At 32.8% G+C, this 18686-nt stretch carries 17 protein-coding genes; 7 read left to right on the forward strand and 10 right to left on the reverse strand.

Features of this window, described 5'->3' with window-relative positions; translation table 11 throughout:
• The first annotated feature begins 43 nt into the window (after positions 1 to 43).
• From N1F78_RS10690 to N1F78_RS10705, 4 genes are read left to right on the forward strand one after another with little or no spacing between them, the layout of a single operon-like run.
• A complete protein-coding gene (locus N1F78_RS10690) occupies positions 44 to 3361 on the forward strand; it encodes a T9SS type B sorting domain-containing protein (protein ID WP_406683151.1) in 3318 nt (1105 codons plus the stop codon).
• A gap of 23 nt (positions 3362 to 3384) precedes the next feature.
• Entirely contained in the window at positions 3385 to 4014 is a 630-nt protein-coding gene (locus tag N1F78_RS10695; RefSeq protein ID WP_406683152.1) for an alpha-ketoglutarate-dependent dioxygenase AlkB family protein, read from the forward strand.
• Complete coding sequence (locus tag N1F78_RS10700) at positions 4004 to 4426, forward strand: cupin domain-containing protein (protein WP_406683153.1); 423 nt, start codon at positions 4004 to 4006, stop codon at positions 4424 to 4426. Before N1F78_RS10695 ends, N1F78_RS10700 begins: the two co-directional genes overlap by 11 nt.
• A gap of 11 nt (positions 4427 to 4437) precedes the next feature.
• Positions 4438 to 4869, forward strand: coding sequence for a hypothetical protein (locus N1F78_RS10705; RefSeq protein ID WP_406683154.1), 432 nt, complete (start codon positions 4438 to 4440; stop codon positions 4867 to 4869).
• A 13-nt stretch (positions 4870 to 4882) separates the two neighbouring features.
• Here the strand turns inward: N1F78_RS10705 and N1F78_RS10710 are convergent, their stop codons facing one another.
• On the reverse strand, positions 4883 to 5560 hold the full coding sequence (locus tag N1F78_RS10710; protein WP_406683155.1) for an SIR2 family NAD-dependent protein deacylase: 678 nt from the start codon (positions 5558 to 5560) through the stop codon (positions 4883 to 4885).
• Positions 5561 to 5652: 92 nt separating this feature from the next.
• On the opposite strand from N1F78_RS10710, the gene N1F78_RS10715 reads away from it, so the two are divergent.
• Both N1F78_RS10715 and N1F78_RS10720 read left to right on the forward strand, forming a co-directional pair.
• The gene (locus N1F78_RS10715; protein ID WP_406683156.1) at positions 5653 to 6309 is read left to right on the forward strand and encodes a TrmH family RNA methyltransferase; all 657 of its coding nucleotides are present in this window, start codon (positions 5653 to 5655) and stop codon (positions 6307 to 6309) included.
• Between the two features lie 38 nt (positions 6310 to 6347).
• Positions 6348 to 6875: an SRPBCC family protein gene (locus tag N1F78_RS10720; RefSeq protein WP_406683157.1), complete on the forward strand. Its 528-nt coding sequence runs from the start codon at positions 6348 to 6350 to the stop codon at positions 6873 to 6875.
• A gap of 97 nt (positions 6876 to 6972) precedes the next feature.
• On the opposite strand, the gene N1F78_RS10725 is transcribed toward N1F78_RS10720, so the two are convergent.
• The 6 genes from N1F78_RS10725 to N1F78_RS10750 all read right to left on the reverse strand — a co-directional run bounded on the left by N1F78_RS10725 (position 6973) and on the right by N1F78_RS10750 (position 13887).
• Entirely contained in the window at positions 6973 to 7746 is a 774-nt protein-coding gene (locus N1F78_RS10725; protein ID WP_406683158.1) for a carboxypeptidase-like regulatory domain-containing protein, read from the reverse strand.
• Positions 7747 to 7848: 102 nt separating this feature from the next.
• Positions 7849 to 9687 (reverse strand): DEAD/DEAH box helicase, encoded by a 1839-nt coding sequence (locus N1F78_RS10730; RefSeq protein WP_406683159.1) that lies wholly within the window; start codon positions 9685 to 9687, stop codon positions 7849 to 7851.
• A 437-nt stretch (positions 9688 to 10124) separates the two neighbouring features.
• On the reverse strand, positions 10125 to 10568 hold the full coding sequence (locus N1F78_RS10735) for a hypothetical protein (protein ID WP_406683160.1): 444 nt from the start codon (positions 10566 to 10568) through the stop codon (positions 10125 to 10127).
• Between the two features lie 135 nt (positions 10569 to 10703).
• Entirely contained in the window at positions 10704 to 11936 is a 1233-nt protein-coding gene (locus N1F78_RS10740; protein ID WP_406683161.1) for a M48 family metallopeptidase, read from the reverse strand.
• Positions 11937 to 12025: 89 nt separating this feature from the next.
• Positions 12026 to 12820, reverse strand: coding sequence for a TrmH family RNA methyltransferase (locus tag N1F78_RS10745; protein WP_406685686.1), 795 nt, complete (start codon positions 12818 to 12820; stop codon positions 12026 to 12028).
• Positions 12820 to 13887 (reverse strand): DUF3810 domain-containing protein, encoded by a 1068-nt coding sequence (locus N1F78_RS10750; RefSeq protein WP_406683162.1) that lies wholly within the window; start codon positions 13885 to 13887, stop codon positions 12820 to 12822. The genes N1F78_RS10745 and N1F78_RS10750 overlap by 1 nt, the downstream gene beginning before the upstream one ends.
• 73 nt (positions 13888 to 13960) lie before the next feature.
• Here N1F78_RS10750 and N1F78_RS10755 point away from each other — a divergent pair, with 73 nt between their 5' ends.
• Positions 13961 to 15421 carry an aminoacyl-histidine dipeptidase gene (locus N1F78_RS10755; RefSeq protein WP_406683163.1) on the forward strand — a complete coding sequence of 487 codons (1461 nt, stop codon included), beginning with the start codon at positions 13961 to 13963 and terminating at the stop codon, positions 15419 to 15421.
• 17 nt (positions 15422 to 15438) lie between these two features.
• On the opposite strand, the gene N1F78_RS10760 is transcribed toward N1F78_RS10755, so the two are convergent.
• The 3 genes from N1F78_RS10760 to cysS all read right to left on the reverse strand — a co-directional run bounded on the left by N1F78_RS10760 (position 15439) and on the right by cysS (position 18637).
• Complete coding sequence (locus N1F78_RS10760; protein ID WP_406683164.1) at positions 15439 to 16719, reverse strand: hypothetical protein; 1281 nt, start codon at positions 16717 to 16719, stop codon at positions 15439 to 15441.
• A gap of 113 nt (positions 16720 to 16832) precedes the next feature.
• Positions 16833 to 17057, reverse strand: a complete 225-nt coding sequence (yidD, locus tag N1F78_RS10765) for a membrane protein insertion efficiency factor YidD (protein WP_406683165.1) — start codon at positions 17055 to 17057, stop codon at positions 16833 to 16835.
• A 98-nt stretch (positions 17058 to 17155) separates the two neighbouring features.
• Positions 17156 to 18637 carry a cysteine--tRNA ligase gene (gene cysS / locus N1F78_RS10770; RefSeq protein WP_406683166.1) on the reverse strand — a complete coding sequence of 494 codons (1482 nt, stop codon included), beginning with the start codon at positions 18635 to 18637 and terminating at the stop codon, positions 17156 to 17158.
• Between the last annotated feature and the right edge of the window lie 49 nt (positions 18638 to 18686).

The raw sequence follows: 18686 nt of genomic DNA on the forward strand, positions 1-18686 counted from the left end.
TCAATTTACTATGTTTACTTTTTTAAAGCCTAAATATTATTTAATGGTTCAGAAAAATAAAGTTTTATTAATTCTATTTGCTTTGTGCTATAATGCTTTAGGTTGGTCTCAAGTTAATGTGCCACCAAATATTATAGCAACAGGAGATCAATCGTATTGCCCGTTAAGTCAAGTTAATATTGTTTCAGATTTTAATATTATAGATCCTGATGATACGGAAATAGAAGCATTGTATATTCAAATATCTACAGGATATATTAACGGAGAAGATACTTTAGTCTTAACGGGTAGTCATCCTAATATTGTTGCTTCTTGGGACAGTTTAGAAGGTAAACTATCCTTATTAGGAGTTGGAGGTGTTAATGTAAGTTATACAGATTTAATAGCTGCAGTTTACGATGTGGTTTTTCAAAGTAATTCATCAAGTGTTTCAGGAGATAAGTTTTTCTCATTTACTGTTGGTGATGCCAACTATTTACCTTCAACGGATCATTATTATGAATATGTGTCGGATGTGGGCATTACATGGACAGATGCAAGAGCTGCGGCTTCTGCTAGAACTTACTTTGGCTTACAAGGTTATTTGGTTACAATAACATCTGATGAAGAGGCGCAATTAGCAGGAGAGCAAGCAAAGGGAACAGGTTGGATTGGAGCAAGCGATGAAGATACTGAAGGAACATGGAAATGGATGACTGGGCCTGAAGCTGGAAGCACGTTTTGGTTTGGTTTAGGAAATGGCACTACGGCAGGCACAGATATTCCTTATGAGAATTGGAATAATACCTTAGGTAACGAGCCTAATAATTCTGGAGGTGAGGATTATGCTCATATTGTCTCTCCTAATTTAGTGCCTAATGAGGCTGAATTAGGAACCTGGAACGATTTACCTAATGAAGGTTCAGATGGAAATTATCATCCTCAAGGATATATTGTTGAATATGGTGGGATGCCTGGGGATCCAATTATAAATCTATCTGCTAGTACAAGAATTACAATGCCTTCAATTTCAAATATAGTTGAGGCAGAAATTTGCAGTCAAGGAAATGCCATATTAGAGGCAACAGCTACTAATGGAGATGTTATTTGGTTTGATGCTTTAATAGGAGGGAATCAGGTTTATACAGGAACAACATTTACAACCCCAATTTTAACGGCAACTACAAATTATTATGTGATAGCATCGGTTAATGGGTGTTTAGAAGGAGAGAGAACTCAAGTTACAGCTATAGTTAACCAAATTCCAAATATTACATCTGTAACCGATGAATTAGTTTGTGATCAAGGTTCTGCTACACTATCGGCAACTGCTTCCGCTGGAACTATTAGTTGGTTTGATGTTTCAACTGGGGGGACCGCTATTGCTACAGGACCGTCCTATACAACTCCAGTTCTAACAACTACAACTGTTTTTTATGTTGATGCTACAGAAAATGGGTGTACCTCAACTACAAGAACTCCAGTAACGTTAGCTGTTCAGCAAACACAGACTCCAACAGGTAATTCATCGCAAACTTTTTGTGATTTAGATAATGCTACCATAGGTGATTTAACGGTAGCAGGAACAGATATTTTGTGGTACGCTACCAATACAGATTCAACACCGTTAAACTCAACTGATATATTAACAAGCGCAACTTACTATGCTTCTCAAACCGAAAACACATGTGAGAGTTTGTCAAGATTAGCCGTTGACGTTATTATTTACGAAACTATCGTTCCATTAGCTGCTTCTGATATTCCTGCTTTAGAAACCTGTGATGATGATTTGGATGGCGATGATACTAATGGAATTACTGTGTTTAATTTAACAAATCATGAGTCCATTTTATTAAACGGGATGTCTAGTACAGATTTTAACTTTACATATTTCACTGATATAGCTTATAGCAATCAAATTACTAACCCACTAACTTTTCAAAACACAATAGCGGGAGGTCAGACTATTTATGTTAGAATGTCTAATAATGCAGATTCAAGTTGTTTTACTGACACATTTTTTAATATTCAAGTTAATCCGTTACCCAATGTTTTGGCATCAATAGTGTTTAAAAATTGTGATGAAGATGGAACCCCCGATGGCTTTACAGGCTTTAATTTAAATGAAGTCAATTCTATTTTAACAAGTGAAGATTTGACTGGAGTAAACATTACTTTTTATTTATCGGCGCTTGATGCAGAACAACATGTTAATCAGGTTGCGGCATCTCCTTTTAATAATCAAACAGCGAATACTATTTACGCTAAGGTAGAGTTTGCAAATACTGGATGTTATAAGGTGTCAACTATTAATTTGGAAGTATCTACAACGTCGTTTCCATTAGGGTATACTCATGAGTTAGATTTGTGTGATGCCGATGATACTGCTGATGGTATTACTGAATTTAATTTAACTTCTGCCTCATCTACATTTATAAACGTTTTTCCAACGGGACAGAATTTAAGTGTTCATTATTTTCATAATTTATCTGATGCACAATTAGAAGAGAATGAGATAACAAATGTTTTAAATTACGAAAACCAAACATCTTTTTTAGAAACGCTATATGTAAGGGTTGAAAGTGACGATAATGGGGAATGTTTTGGTATAGGTCCGCATTTGTTGTTAACGGTTCATCCAAGACCAGAATTTCAGGTAGATCAAGACAATATTTTTTGTTTAAATGGCAGCCCAATAACTTTGAGTACCTATAATCCTAATGGAAATTACTCCTATGAATGGAGGGATGGAAATGGAACTGTAATAGGAAATTCATCAACGGTTCAAGTAAATGAAGGTGGTGAATATTCAGTAATTGCAACTTCCGTTTTTAATTGTGATTCTTTTCCAGAAACTTTCAATGTGGTTGAATCTGGAATTTCGGATATTGAAATTGAAAACGTAACAATTGAAGAATTGTCGGATAACAATACTATTACAATTGATACTTCCAATATTGGTATTGGAGACTATGAGTATTCTTTAGATAATGAATTTGGACCTTTCCAAGACACTCCGTTTTTTGATCATGTTCATTCTGGAAATAGATTGTTATATGTAAGAGATAAAAATGGTTGTGGAACGAAGGAGTTGTCAATATTTGTTTTAGGGTTTCCTAAGTTTTTTACCCCCAATGGAGATGCCTTTAATGATACTTGGAATATACAGGGGTTGGGTAATGATTATACATCCAGTTCTACAATCCATATTTATGATAGATACGGAAAGTTAATAAAACAACTAATTCCTGGGGTTTCAGGTTGGAACGGCACATTTAATGGTGAATCTCTAAGTGGAGATGATTATTGGTTTGTTGCTAATTTGATTGATAATTCAGGAAATTCGAAAATTTACAAAGGTCACTTTAGTTTGGTAAGATAATAGGGTTGTTTCAAGTTATAATTATGAGTAACCAAATACTTTTATTTGATAATGATAATCAGAAAGTGGCTTTTGATTTACCAGATGCTGAAATAGAGCTTTACGATAATTGTTTTTCAAAAGAAGAATCTGATAGATTATTCAAAAGATTGAAAGACTCTATTCAATGGCAACAAGATCAAATTAAATTTTACGGAAAAGTATTTAATGTTCCTAGGCTATCTGCTTTATATGGTGATAAAAATAAATCTTATTCGTATTCTGGTATAACCATGAACCCTCACAATTGGACTACAGATTTATTATTTATTAAGAAACGTATTGAAATGGTTTCAAAAGTTAAGTTTTCAACTTGTTTACTCAATTATTATAGAGATGGAAATGACAGTAACGATTGGCATCAAGATAATGAAAAGGAGTTGGGCAAAAATCCGGTAATCGGTTCAGTGTCTTTTGGTGAAACGCGCCCATTTCAACTTAAACATATAAAAAGAAAAGATTTAAAAAAGGTAGATGTTCCTTTAACCCATGGTAGTTTTTTACTTATGAAAGGCACAACACAGCACCTTTGGAAACATAAAATACCAAAGACTACTAAAAAGATAAATTCAAGAATTAATTTAACATTCAGAATCATTAAAGATGAGATATAAACTATTTGGTATAGGAGTGTTTTTAATGTTATTGGCATCTTGTAGAGTTAAAAAAGAAGCAGGAATAGAGGTGGTAAAATTAGTAGAAACAACGCAAAGTTGGAATGGTGATTTACTACCTAATTATCCTAAAGGGAAACCTGAAATTACTGTTTTAAAAATTACCATACCACCAAATACTAAATTGGATAAACATTATCACACCGTTATTAATACCGGGGTTTTATTAAAAGGAGAGTTAAAAGTGGTTGATATAGATAAAAATATTTTAATTTTAAAAGAGGGTGATGTTATTGTAGAGTTAGTAAACAAAATTCATTATGGTGTTAATGAAAAAAATAAACCAGCCGAAATAATAGTGTTTTACGCAGGAGAGGAAGGCTTACCAGTAACAGTAAAAACAAAAGATTAAGTTAAATAAGATTGAGTATTTATCCTGAAATAGAAATATTAAAACAATACTTCAAAGATTTTGAAATCTATTTTGAGAAGGTTGACAGTATAGATAATAAACCCGATGCTTTCTGGGTGACTATTACAATAAGCGGTAATTCATGGAATATTTTTATAGATGATGAATACCAACATTTTAATAATGAAAAACCATTAATAAATCTTTACCTGACCTTGGTTGCTTTAGAAATTTATAAAGCGAGTGATGACTTTTTAGTATGGTGTAGAGAACAGGTTATAGATGACACTATTATTAAATGGCTGGATTATTATAAATCTTTAAATAAAACCTATAGAGAAATTGAGAGCATTTTAGGAAAGATTGATTCAGTAGTACCATATTTTGATTATAGTTTACAGACAGGAGTAGGGAAGGCTTTATTAAATGCCAAAATGAGTTAATACAATGCCCCAATTAGTCTAAAAGATTTATCATCTCCTTCATCCCAATTGTGGCTGGTTTAGAGATTACCGTTACATTACTTTTATTTGAAAGCGCAGGATTGGGATCTATATAATATATAGGTGTTTCTTCATTAACATAATACATTAAACCTGCAGCAGGATATACTTGCATAGATGTACCAATGATTAATAAAATATCAGCAGTTTCGCAAATTTCCATGGCTTTGGAAATTAAAGGAAGGTCTTCCCCAAACCAAACAATATGAGGTCTTAATTGGTATCCTTTATTACATAAATCACCTAAAACCAAATCTTTTTTCCATTCTAGAATATCATTTTCATCGTAAGTACTTCTTACTTTTAAAAGTTCACCATGTAAATGAAGTATATTAGAACTTCCTGCGCGTTCATGTAAATCATCAACGTTTTGGGTAACAATAGTAACATTATAATTCACTTCAAGTTTGGCTAAATCAATATGAGCACTATTGGGCTCTACTTCAAATAATTGACGGCGTCTTTGGTTATAAAAATCTAGAACCAACTCAGGGTTTGCTTTGTAACCTTGAGATGAAGCCACTTCCATAACGTCATGACCTTCCCAAAGACCTCCAGCATCCCTAAATGTTTTTACACCACTTTCAGCGCTCATGCCTGCACCTGTAAGTACAACAATATGTTTTTTCATATTATAAAAATAGTTATTCTGTATTTTCTAAACAAAGTGGGTAGGATTACTATTAACCTTAAATTCTCATACAACTTTATTACATTTGAGTTATGATAGATTTAGATTTATTACAACATTTAGAAACTTACTTAACAGAAAATAGAAAAAAACGTTTTGATAAGGTGTTGTCTCAACGCACAAAGCATTTTACGGTTGCAACAGAAGATGTTTATCAGCTTCATAATACCAGTGCGGTGATTAGAAGTTGTGATGTTTTTGGTATTCAAGAAGTAAACATTATAGAAGAGCAAAACACCAAACAAATAGATCGAGAAATAGCAATGGGTGCTCAAAAATGGGTTGACTTAAATAGATTTCATTCGGTTAAAGATTGTATTTCAATTTTAAAACAAAAGGGTTATCAAATTGTAGCAACCACTCCTCATACTAATAACTGTGAATTATATGATTTTGATATAACCCAAAAGTCCTGCTTCTTCTTTGGAAGAGAAACAGAAGGTCTTTCAGATGAGGTTTTAGAGCAAGCAGATTGCTTTTTAAAGATTCCTATGGTTGGGTTTACAGAGAGTTTAAACATATCTGTTTCTGCTGCAATTATTTTACAACATGTTACTGACAAGCTAAAAAAAACGGAAATTAATTGGAAGTTGACGGATGAAGAAATACAAACTAAAAAATTAGATTGGATTTCTAAAACCATCAAGAGTTATGATGAAATTGTTTCACGATTTTATAATAACATTTAAATTTTGTATTTTTAGTTTATTCTAAATACATTTCAAATATGTATGTTCTCCTATATATTTTATTGGCATTAATAGTCATGTTTTTTTTCTTGGTTTTAATAGCGCCTAAGAAATATAATGTTTCAAGAAGTATTGAAATTGCTAAACCTTTATCTGAAGTTTTTCAGTATTTAAAACATATTAAAAACCAGAATGACTGGTCGCCATGGAAGAAAAAAGATCCAGATATGAATCAGGAATATATTGGAACAGATGGTGAGGTAGGATTCATTTCAAAATGGGACGGTAATAAAGATGTTGGTTCTGGAGAACAAGAAATTATGCGTATTGTAGAAAATGATATCATAGAATCTGAATTAAGATTTTTTAAACCTTGGAAATCTCAGTCTGATGCCTTTTTAAAGGTGGAATATTTAGGTGATAAAAGGTCTAAAGTTACTTGGGGTTTTTCTGGAAATAACAGGTTTCCTTTCAGTATTTTTATGTTGTTTTTTAATATGGATAAAGCGGTAGGTAAAGACTTTGAAGAAGGATTAACATCATTAAAATATCTTCTTGAAAAATAAGCAATACCAAGGAAAAAGAAAGGATTTGGTGTTTCAACAAAATAAAAAAGAGAAGCTTTTTAGCTTCTCTTTTTTTATTTAACTATATATAATAAGTTTAAAGCCTGTTATTTCTTCCTCTGCTTAATAGCTTGTATTCTTCATAACATTCACTTATTGCATCAAGAATTTGAAGATCATTAGCTGTTTGAATAAACCCTTTTGAGTAGTTGCATTGGCTTACAATTTCATCTAAATCAACACGTTCAACATTTAGTAAAGCGGTTAACATTTCTCTATCAAATCTGGCAGCTAATAAATTTCTTATTTCATCATCCTGCTTCATTTTTTTTAATTTCCTTAGCTCATTGGGTTTTTTACCAAACATTCTATGTAAAAAATCTGCAGGGTTAAAAATAGAACCAATTATTTTATTAATAGTTTTGGGTTTTGAAGCTTCATAACCACTGGTTAAACCAGAAATACTATAGCGATAATTGTCATTAGGCAATTGTACCTGTTCTATGTCTACTTCAAGGTAACCGGTTAGTCTAAGTTGATTTACCACTACTTCTTCAAGTGCCAAGGCTAATTCTGTTAGTTTAATTTCAGAGTGCCCAAATTTTAACCAGTCATTAGTAACTCTAACCTTAATAGATTTAAACCCTAAAAATGAAAAATGCAAAGTATCATTAACTTCTGCCGCTATTTTAAATTCTCCGTTGTTATTAGTAGTGGTTCCTGTAACTTTATTTAGGTTAACAATGTTCACACTCTCTAAAGGCTTGTTGTTTTCAGAATTTAAAACTACGCCAATAGCAGTTTTACCATCTTGGGCAAATAATACCACTGATGAAAAAAGAAAACAGATAACAAGTAGGTAGTGCTTCATAGTGTTTAAATATAACTCTAATTATTCCATAAAAGTACTAAACAAAAAAGTAATAGTATGTTTTGCGTAGTATTTTGACTTAAAATTAACAAAACGGTTTAATTAGCGCCTAGAACGTCTTGGTCTTGAAGCTCCAAAATCTTTTGACTTTGAGCCAGAATCTGATCGTCTTGGTTTAGAGTTACCTTCGTTACGACGTCTGTCACCTCTGTTTCCATCAGAGTCACTTCGTCTTGAAGAACGTTTTTCACCACCACCTCGTCTATCATCACGTCTTCCGCCTCCAGAACGTCCGTCGCGTCTTCCGCCACTTCTTCTTCCATCACGTCTTCCTCTACCACCACGGTTTTCAGAAACTTCAACATTTACAAAGCGCCCATTGTTTTTAAAGTCGGTAAAGAAAGCCAGAACTTTCTCTTTCTGGTCATTTTCAGTATTAAAGAATGAAAAGCTATCTTTTACTTCTACCTTAAATACATCATCTTGTCCAAGTTCTAAAACTTCTTTCAAGAAGTCTTTCAAACTCATCCAGTCATAACCATCCTTCTTTCCAACATTAATAAAGTAACGTGTAGATTTTGAATCACTTTCAAAATCACGTCCTTTGTCACCAGAGTCAGAAATATTAAGGTTTTTAGATTTTTGGTAATAGTTATAAAAACGCGTAAACTCTACAGAGAAAAATTTCTTGATTAACTCATCTTTACTTGTGTCTTCAAACAATTCATTGATGCTGTCTAAATGTTTATCAATTTCATGGTTAATTTCAGTATTATGAATTTTATTAGCAAGAGACATTAACTGTACCTCACATATTATGGAGCCATCTGGAATATCTTTCTTTGTGAACTGCTTTTTAATAATACGCTCAATGCTCTTTATTTTTCTAATTTCACTTTTAGAAACAATAACCATAGAAACTCCAGTTTTACCAGCACGCCCTGTACGTCCAGAACGGTGTGTGTAAGTTTCAATTTCATCAGGTAACTGGTAGTTTATTACATGCGTAATATCATCAACATCAATACCTCTTGCAGCAACATCAGTAGCTACTAGCATTTGAATTTGTTTATTTCTAAACGATTTCATTACCAAATCACGTTGGTTTTGGCTCAAATCACCATGCAATGCTCCAGCACTGTAACCATCTTCAATTAGTTTTTCTGCAACTTTCTGGGTATCTCGTTTAGTTCTACAAAAGATTACTGAAAATATATCAGGATTGGCATCTGCCAATCGTTTTAAAGCTTGGTACCTATCTCTTGAGTTTACTAAGTAATACTCATGCGAGACATTCTTGCTACCCTCATTCTTATGACCAACAGTAATTTCCTGTGGCTTATACATAAAGTTTTTAGCAATAGCGGCAACCTCTTTTGGCATGGTAGCAGAAAACAACCAAGTGCTTTTATCGGTAGGTGTATGAGATAAAATATCAGTTATATCTTCCTTAAAGCCCATATTAAGCATCTCATCTGCTTCATCTAAAACGCTATATTCTATTTTAGAAATATCAACCAAGCGTCTTTTAATCATGTCCTTCATTCTACCAGGAGTAGCCACAATAATTTGAGCACCACGTTTTACATCTCTAGCTTGCTCTGTAATGCTTGCGCCTCCGTAAATAGCAACCACGTTTAGTCCTTTACAGTACTTGCCGTAAAGTTTTAACTCATTAGTTATCTGCAAACAAAGTTCGCGGGTAGGTGATAAAATTAAACCTTGTGTGGTTCTGCTATCAACGTTTATTTTCTGAAGCATAGGGAAGCCAAAAGCAGCTGTTTTTCCTGTTCCGGTTTGCGCCAAGGCCACCAAATCTGTTTCAGAATTTAATAAAATAGGAATGGCTTTCTCTTGTACTTCACTAGGTTTGGTAAAACCTAAGTCATTAATAGCCTGTAATAGGTTGTCTTGCAAACCTAAATCTTGGAATGTGTTCATTACTTGAATAAGTATTCGATTATGTTATGTAGTGTTACATAAAGAAGCGAATCGACATACTTAAACCTAAAACTTCTAGTAACACAGCCTCACGCTGAGGCATTTAAAGCCGCAAAGATACACTTTTATTTTTTGGCGTTTTAACACGTTTTCGCAAGCTGCTTTTTTATTTCTGTCATTCCCGCGAAGGTAGGAATCTATAAACAAAAAGAGCTCCAACAGTTGCTCAATCGTTAACGCATTTTTTTGCTAAGGATATTACTTTGATTAAAGTTGGTTGTTTTTTGGGAAGGTTCGATTAACGTGTTGGTAAAAGAATAGTGCGTAGTTTGAGAACGAGGATTTTCCGACGGAAAATCAGATGCAAGCAAACGAGCTCTAACCTTTGGTTTAGGAATAAACTTATATATTATTTTTATACATTGTTGTAGGTAGTTTTATTCTATGTCTAACTCTAAATAGTAAAGTTTTGCGGCTTCCTGAATTTCGTCATCCAAATCATCGTCAAGCGCATAAGAATATAATACCCATTTGTCTTTTGGTTTATAAAATTTAAAAATAAAACGAATTGGTTGTCGGTCATATTTTACCAGATAAGAATATAATTCAAAGCTTTCAGCGAACTTTTTCTTGGTGATAAGCTCGTATCCATAATATTCTCCCATAAAGCTATCAGTAAATCCATTTACCGTTCCAATAATTTTGTCAATATTATCTTTAATTCTTTCAGTCCATTTATTAGTCGCATATAATTCCTTTACAGCTTTTCCAGCATCTTTTTCATAAGTAGCAAAAAAGTTATCAATTAAATTTTGTGGACTTGATTGAGCAAATAGGTTTCCTGCTGTTGTAATCAATAGCATAATTAATAATTTTTTCATGAGTTATTTGTTTTTAGGGGGCTTTAATTACCTACAACGACTTGATATGAAATCGTTTCAATGTTTTATATCTTTTGTTAAACGAAGATAGCTGAATTTTATTACAAAATCAAGTTTTTAAACTGTCCAAAGCAGTTACTTTCTCAAATTCTTAATCCGTTGCAATAAGGTAGGATGAGAGTAATGCATAAACACATAAGCCGGGTGCGGTGTTAAATTGCTTAAGCTGTTTTTAGATAGCTTTTTAAGGCTTGTAATTAGAGGCTCGCCCTTATAGGTGCTTTTAGCGTAGTCATCAGCTTGATATTCAAATTTTCTAGAGAATACATTCATGATTAACCCGGTAATTTCAGAAATAGGGGAGTAGAGTAACATAAAAGCAATAAGCCCAATATGGAAACTAGCGTTATCAACACCCAAAGCATGAGATAATACCGGATTTGAAATAAACAATGATAGAATATAAAGCGTTAACCCAGTAAGTAAAATGGATGCAAACAGATTAAAAATAATATGCTTCTTTTTATAATGGCCAACTTCATGGGCTAAAACTGCTACTATTTCTTCATCATCTAAATCGTTAATCAAAGTATCATAAAGTGTTACGCGTTTTTCACTACCAAAACCAGAGAAATAGGCATTAGCCTTAGTGCTTCGTTTAGAGCCATCAATTACAAAAATCTTATTTAATTTAAAACCAACGGTTTTGGCATAAGCAGATATTTTATCACGCAAAGTACCTTCTTCTAAAGGTGTTTGTTTATTAAATAGAGGTACAATAAGTTTAGAGTAGAACATATTCATGAAAACCGTAAAAATAGTTACTAAGCCCCAAGCGTATATCCAAAAATACTTTCCAGTAGCTTGGTAAAACCATATAATTAAACTTAAAATACCGCCCCCTAAAATAATCATCATGAACCAACCTTTTATTTTATCTAATAGGAAGGTTTTCTTAGTGGTTTTATTAAATCCAAATTTTTCTTCAATTACAAAGGTGCTGTAATATGAAAACGGAGTGGTAAGAATGTCACTTGCAATCATTATAATACCAAAGAAAATTAAAGCAATAATAATTGGGTTGGTACTATAGCTCCTAGCCAAATTATCTACAAATTCAAAACCGTCTAAAAATAAAAACCCTAAAGTTAATGCTATTGAAAACGTTGATGTTAAAAGGCTGAATTTATAATTTGTAGCTTTATAATTCTGAGATTTTTTATATTCAGAATCATCATAAACATCTTGTAATTCTTCAGAAAGTTTATCATTAAAATGTTTAGCATTTAAAGCGTCAACTATTTTATCTTTTAAAAAGTTTAAAATAATTATTCCAATGATGATATAGAAAAGGGTATTTGCTGTCATTTTTAATTTTTTTTCATTGAGAGTCATTCTTAACAAAGTGGCTATCTGGCATGTTTTAGCAGATTCTTCGCTGTACTCTGAATGATTTTTTATTTAAATTTTCGTTGTCTTACTGCTTCAAAAATAAGAATTCCTGCTGCAACAGACACGTTCATAGAATCTATTTCTCCCTGCATGGGGATAATAATATTCTGTGTGGCATTTTCTAACCATTCAGTGCTTAAGCCAGTTGCTTCAGTGCCAACTACAATGGCCGATGGTGTGGTGTAATCTTGTGTGGTATATGTAGTAGATGCTTGCAATGCCGCACAAAATATATTAATGTTTTTAGACTTTAAAAAGGAAACAATTTCCGAAGTGGTACCAGTTGCAATTTGATTGGTAAAAACACATCCTACACTAGAACGTACAATATTTGGGTTGTAAATGTCTGTTTTTGGGTTGGCAATAATAACTGCATCAGCATTAGCGGCATCAGCTGTTCTTAAAAGGGCTCCAATATTACCTGGCTTTTCAGGTGCTTCTGCTATTAAAATTAAGGGGGCGTTTGTTTCAAAAGTTAAATTATCAAGCATTAAACTTTTAGATTTTGCTACTGCCAAAATCCCTTCGGTAGTTTCACGGTATGCTAATTTTTGATACACCTCTTTAGAAATTTCTATGGTGTTTATTTGTTGATTAGTCAAATCCTTTAATTGCTGAATTGAAAATAATTCAGGATAGATTAAAATGGTTTCTAACTTATAACCACCGTTTAAAGCTAAAGAAATTTCGCGTTTACCCTCAATTAAAAACGTGCTAGTTTTTTTTCGCTCACGCGATTTGTCTTTTAATTGTGCTAGTTGTTTTATTAATGAGTTTTGCGGACTTGTAATTTGCTTAATCATAAGTTGTTAGTTTCAAAATAATTGACTAAAAGTGCTACCACATAGCTATAACTCTCCATACCTTTATTTTGATTGTTTGCTTTTAAATAACCACTGTAGAATATTTTAAACATTGGTTCTATGGGGTTTTCATGGGCTTCCCAAAACAGTCTTACTTCTTCGTAATGTTTAAGTATTCCCTTATTTACTGTCTTAGCTATTTCATTAAAAAGTACTTCATCTCTTTTGTAGATTTCATTTAGGCAGTAACGTAATCCAAAGGTGTAGCCGCAGTATTTAAAATATATATCGTCATTATTCATAGAAGCTAAGCATCCAATAAAATTGGCTTCGTTTTCAGCAGCATACCCTAGTTGGTGCGCTATTTCGTGAGCAGAAGTAGTTGGGAATTTAATTGTTGGAATTAAAGCATCAACTTGAGCCTCGTTAGTTAATGGGTTTAAATAACCGCTAAAGCCCATATAGGTTAATGGATAACTGAACAATGATTTTTTTATGCTTTTAGGGTGGTATTCCAAATTTGGAAATATCGTTTTTAAGTTATTATATCCATCAAGTGTTTTGTTAAAAATATCTTTTTTAGAATACGGGAATTCTACTTTCAAAGTATCAGCTTTAACTAGCTGGCCATGAATAGAATTTGATTTTTTTATTAACGCTTTCGTAATTTCCACTAGTTGTTCTGTAGTGTAATCGTGTTTTAAATTAAGGCTTTTATGTAGCGGTAATCTATAATAGTTTAGGCCCCAAAATAAGTGAAATGCAAAATATAAAATGGCGAAGGTAGATATTACATCAATTAGCCATCTTCTGGTGTCTTTAATTACGCGCTTTCGGTTTTTATATATCCAACGTAATATATAAATTATACTTATGGTGTAAACAAAATCACCGAATGAAAACGGTAACCATCCTAACATATATCTAAAAAGTTTAGAGATATAAATGTACAGTCCATTACTGTAAAACCTTTCAACAAAATCTGGATTTTTAGATAGCCATAAAACCACCAAATATTGTGGAATTATACTTAGTGCTATGAAAAGTTTTTTTTGTTTCAGCATAAGTCAAAAATAAGCAAATGATTATTAACAGTAAGTAGTAAAATGTATCTTTGTAAGACCTGATTTTAAAATTATGAGCACAGAAATAAGACAATTAGAGCCACAGGCTCTTTGGAATAAATTTGCAGACCTAAATGCTGTACCAAGAGCATCAAAAAAAGAAGAACGTGTTATTGCATTCATGAAAGGATTTGGTGAAAATTTAGGCTTGGAAACTTTTGTGGATGACGTAGGTAACGTCATAATAAAAAAGGCTGCTAGTATAGGAATGGAAAATCGGACAACGGTGGTTATGCAATCACATTTAGATATGGTGCATCAAAAAAACAGTGATACGGTTTTTGATTTCGATACTCAGGGTATTGAAATGTTTATAGAAGGTGATTGGGTAAAGGCAAAAGGTACAACATTGGGTGCTGATAACGGCTTAGGTGTTGCCACTATTATGGCCATTTTGGAAAGTAAAACTATTGAACACCCCGCAATTGAAGCCTTATTTACCATAGATGAAGAAACGGGTATGACTGGTGCCATGGGATTAAAGGGCGGATTGTTAGAAGGAGGTATTTTATTGAATTTAGATACTGAAGAGGATGATGAAATAGGAGTAGGGTGTGCCGGGGGAATTGATGTTACTGCAACCAGAACCTATGATGAAGAAGAAACACCAGAATTTAAAATTGGGTTTATATTAGAGGTTAAAGGATTACAAGGTGGGCATTCTGGTATGCAAATTCATGAAGGTTTGGGAAATGCCAATAAAATTATGAATCGTTTATTGTTTGATGGTTTTGAGAATTTTGGGTTAAGGATTTCAGAAGTTAATGGTGGTGGGTTACGTAATGCCATTCCTAGAGAAAGTAGTGCTGTGGTTGCAATTGATGCTATTCATGAAGATGCTTTTTTGCTTGAAATGGCTTTAATTTCTAACGCAATTAAAAAAGAGTTTAAAACCACTGAACCTGATTTAGATGTGGTTATTTCAAAATGTAATACTCCTGCAAAAATCATGGATTTAGGAGTGCAAGAAGGGGTAACTAGAGCGTTGTATGCAGCCCAAAATGGTGTATATAGGATGAGTGCAGATATTCCAGATTTGGTGGAAACTTCAAATAACTTAGCTCGTGTATTAATTAAAGAGGGGCGTATTAAAATTGCATGTTTAACACGTTCATCAGTAGAAAGTGCTAAAATGGATTTGGCCAATACTTTAAGGGCTACTTTTGAATTAACGGGTTGTGAGGTTGATTTCTCTGGTGATTACCCCGGTTGGACGCCTAATATGGATTCTAATATTTTAAAAGTAATGACTAAACTTTATGAGGATTTGAATGGAGAAAAACCACATGTTGCTGCTTGTCATGCTGGCTTAGAGTGTGGTATTTTAGGAACAAATTACCCAGATATGGATATGATTAGTTTTGGGCCAAATATTAAAGGAGCGCACTCTCCAGATGAACGGGCTCAAATTTCTTCTACCCAGAAATACTGGAAGTTTGTATTGGAGATTTTAAAGCATATTCCTGGTAAATAGATTTTAAATTAAATACCCTAATTGAATTGGATTGATTTGACGTGAATTGTTATTCCTTTATTGTCTACAAAAATAAATGCCATAGGAGTATTAATTATATTCATGTCTGCCGTTATAAAATTACTCAAAGGAATTTCATAGGTTTCCCAAGTATTGGTTAACGTAATTTCAACCCTAGATTCTGTTCCGTCAGTAGGGTCATATTTATCTTTCATTGTTATATTAAACTGTTCCCCACCAACGGCACCTTTCATGACTAATGAGAGTTTTTTATATTTTGTAAAATCCATTTCGGTTACCCGACCATTTAAGGCTTGAATTGAAAAATATGGGGAACACCAATCAAACTTGTTTTCCGGATAGGTTATAATCATATCCTTGTCTGAGTATTCAATTCCTCTAAATACTTTATTACTTGAATTAGCATATAACACATTGAAATCTGAAGGTACTTTACCATTAACCAATATGTTTAAAACATCAACCTCATCATATGTATAAAAAGTGCCGCTAAATTCTATTTTAGTCTCATCATCAAAATTTACCTCATTATTTTCAACCATTTCAACATACTTGTTTCCTAGTTTTATTTGTTGATTATATAAATCAAGCATATCTTCTTCTTCAAAACTGTTAGAAAGAAGTTTTTGAGTCTTTTCATCCAGTAATATATTTATAAACTCATTTTGAAATTCTGGAGATTCAGTGTCATAATCCCACGAATTCATTATATAAGCACTGTTGTACCTATATTTGTTATACCATTCTTGAAAATCTATATTTAAAGATTTATTATAATTTTCTTCCTTTTTCACAATTCTTTCGGCCGATGCATAATAAGAATTAAGTAATAATTCTATGTCTGTTCCTTGTAATTTGCTTAAGTAAATGGAGTTTTTTAAAGATTCAAAGGCACTTTTATTGGGTTGGTAATATATAACGTTTTTTAAATTTTGAAATGTATTTGTTACGTATGCGTAGTCATTAAATACTAATTTAGATTTTGTACGGTGAATTAAATAATTAAAGATAGAATCTGCATTAGACCCAATGTTTTTTCTTCCTTTTTTAATTAGTTTTAGAAACTTAATATCCGATTGAATGGCACTAGAGATACTTTGTTTTAAGCCATCAAGTTCTTTTTCTTGTTGGCGTTCTTGATTCCAATTATCAATCTGTAGGGCTATCATTATTCCAATAACAACAAGAACAATTTCTCCAATGGCATATAATATATATTTACTGAATTTATTTTCAGACAGCAGTTTTTGGCGAATTTTCCGAAAGAATTTTATCATGAAATAGTAGCGGTTGGCTCCGAACCAATTTAAAATTAGCCAGATTATAAATAGAACTGACTTTAAACGAAGGTAGTGGAAAATTTTTATAAACTAAAAACAAACCTTTAAGGTTAAGGTACCGGGTCATACCCTGAGCCACCCCAAGGATGGCAACTAAAAATGCGTTTTAGCGCTAACCAACTACCTTTAAATAAGCCATGTTTTTGTAATGCTTTTTTACTATAATGTGAGCAAGTTGGAGAATATCTGCATGTAGCAGGGGTTATAGGAGATATAAAGATTTGGTACACTTTTATCAAGAAAATAAACGGCGCTATGATGATTTTTTTTAACACAGTCTTGTCACTCTGAATTTATTTCAGAATTTAAAATAGGTTTTATGGCTTTTAATATAAAAACCTGTAACTAGTTCAGGTTGACAGCACAAGTTAAGTTAATTAACTGTGAACGTAGTGCCGTCTTTCCCATCTTTTAAAATAATACCAGCTTCTGCGAGTTCATCTCTAATTTTATCAGACAAAGCAAAATCTTTATTAGCTCTGGCTTCTTGTCTTAGCTTAATAAGTATATCAACAGCACCTGAAAGTTTATCACCTCCAGATTGCATTTCTACATCTTTTAAAAGCCCGAGAACATCAAAAACAAAGGCATTTAGGTTATTTTCTAGTAAAGTAATGTCTTCAGATGTTAACGTTTCACTGCCATCTTTAACTTGATTTATATATTTAGCACCTTCAAATAAATTAGCTATTAAGATAGGTGTGTTAAAATCATCATTCATGGCATCATAACATTTTTGAAGCCATTCTTTAATATTAATTGAAGATGTGTTTGAAGGTTTTAGTTTAGAGATTAAGCCCATTGCCTCCATCAAGCGATTATAACCCTTTTCACTGGCTAATAAACCAGCATCTGTTAAATCTAACACACTTCTGTAAGACGATTGTGCCATAAAGAAACGAATAACACTTGGTGAGTAAGCTTTACTCATTTTACTGTTTTCTCCAGATAGTAACTCATGAGGATTAATGGTGTTGCCTGTAGACTTTGCCATACGCTGCCCATTCATTTCGAGCATGTTAGCATGCATCCAATAATTTACTGGTGATTTTCCTAAAGCTGCTTCATTTTGAGCAATTTCACATTCGTGATGTGGGAACTTTAAATCCATACCACCACCATGAATATCAAACGTCTCTCCTAAATATTTGGTGCTCATTGCTGTACACTCTAAATGCCAACCTGGGAAGCCATCACCCCAGGGAGAAGGCCAACGCATAATGTGCTGTGGTTCTGCTTTTTTCCAAAGTGCAAAATCTTGAGGATTCTTTTTATCGCTCTGTCCATCAAGTTCACGAGTGTTATGAATTAAGTCTTCTAATTTACGCTTGCTTAATTTTCCGTACTCATTAGATTCATCAAATTTATGAACATCAAAATATACGGAACCATTTATTTCATAAGCAAAACCATTATCAATTATTGAAGTAATAAGTTCAATTTGTTCAATAATATGCCCTGTAGCTGTTGGTTCTATGCTAGGAGGTAAAAAGTTTAAAGTATTTAAAACACTATGAAAATCTAAAGTGTATCGTTGTACAACCTCCATAGGTTCAATTTGCTCTAATCTAGCTTTTTTAGCAATCTTATCTTCGCCAACATCAGCATCATTTTCCAAATGCCCTGCATCAGTAATATTTCTAACATAACGCACTTTATATCCTAAATACTTAAGGTACCTAAAAATAACATCAAAAGACATAAAGGTTCTTACGTTGCCCAAGTGCACATTACTATAAACTGTTGGGCCACAGACATACATACCAACATAGCCCTCGGTTATAGGTTTAAAAACTTCTTTTTCTCCTGTTAGCGAATTATATATTTTAATTTGCTGCGTTTCGTAAAGTTGCATTGAAAACTAGAATGTAATTGAAGATGGTTAGAAATAAATTTACAATAAA

This window comes from Seonamhaeicola sp. MEBiC01930, from assembly GCF_045277075.1.
Taxonomy (GTDB): Bacteria; Bacteroidota; Bacteroidia; order Flavobacteriales; family Flavobacteriaceae; genus Seonamhaeicola.

Coding starts and splice junctions, on each gene's coding strand:
- N1F78_RS10690 (WP_406683151.1), top strand. CDS start 44: ATGGTTCAGAAAAATAAAGTTTTATTAATTCTATTTGCTTTGTGCTAT.
- N1F78_RS10695 (WP_406683152.1), top strand. CDS start 3,385: ATGAGTAACCAAATACTTTTATTTGATAATGATAATCAGAAAGTGGCT.
- N1F78_RS10700 (WP_406683153.1), top strand. CDS start 4,004: ATGAGATATAAACTATTTGGTATAGGAGTGTTTTTAATGTTATTGGCA.
- N1F78_RS10710 (WP_406683155.1), bottom strand. CDS start 5,560: ATGAAAAAACATATTGTTGTACTTACAGGTGCAGGCATGAGCGCTGAA.
- N1F78_RS10715 (WP_406683156.1), top strand. CDS start 5,653: ATGATAGATTTAGATTTATTACAACATTTAGAAACTTACTTAACAGAA.
- N1F78_RS10720 (WP_406683157.1), top strand. CDS start 6,348: ATGTATGTTCTCCTATATATTTTATTGGCATTAATAGTCATGTTTTTT.
- N1F78_RS10725 (WP_406683158.1), bottom strand. CDS start 7,746: ATGAAGCACTACCTACTTGTTATCTGTTTTCTTTTTTCATCAGTGGTA.
- N1F78_RS10730 (WP_406683159.1), bottom strand. CDS start 9,687: ATGAACACATTCCAAGATTTAGGTTTGCAAGACAACCTATTACAGGCT.
- N1F78_RS10735 (WP_406683160.1), bottom strand. CDS start 10,568: ATGAAAAAATTATTAATTATGCTATTGATTACAACAGCAGGAAACCTA.
- N1F78_RS10740 (WP_406683161.1), bottom strand. CDS start 11,936: ATGACAGCAAATACCCTTTTCTATATCATCATTGGAATAATTATTTTA.
- N1F78_RS10750 (WP_406683162.1), bottom strand. CDS start 13,887: ATGCTGAAACAAAAAAAACTTTTCATAGCACTAAGTATAATTCCACAA.
- N1F78_RS10755 (WP_406683163.1), top strand. CDS start 13,961: ATGAGCACAGAAATAAGACAATTAGAGCCACAGGCTCTTTGGAATAAA.
- N1F78_RS10760 (WP_406683164.1), bottom strand. CDS start 16,719: ATGATAAAATTCTTTCGGAAAATTCGCCAAAAACTGCTGTCTGAAAAT.
- cysS (WP_406683166.1), bottom strand. CDS start 18,637: ATGCAACTTTACGAAACGCAGCAAATTAAAATATATAATTCGCTAACA.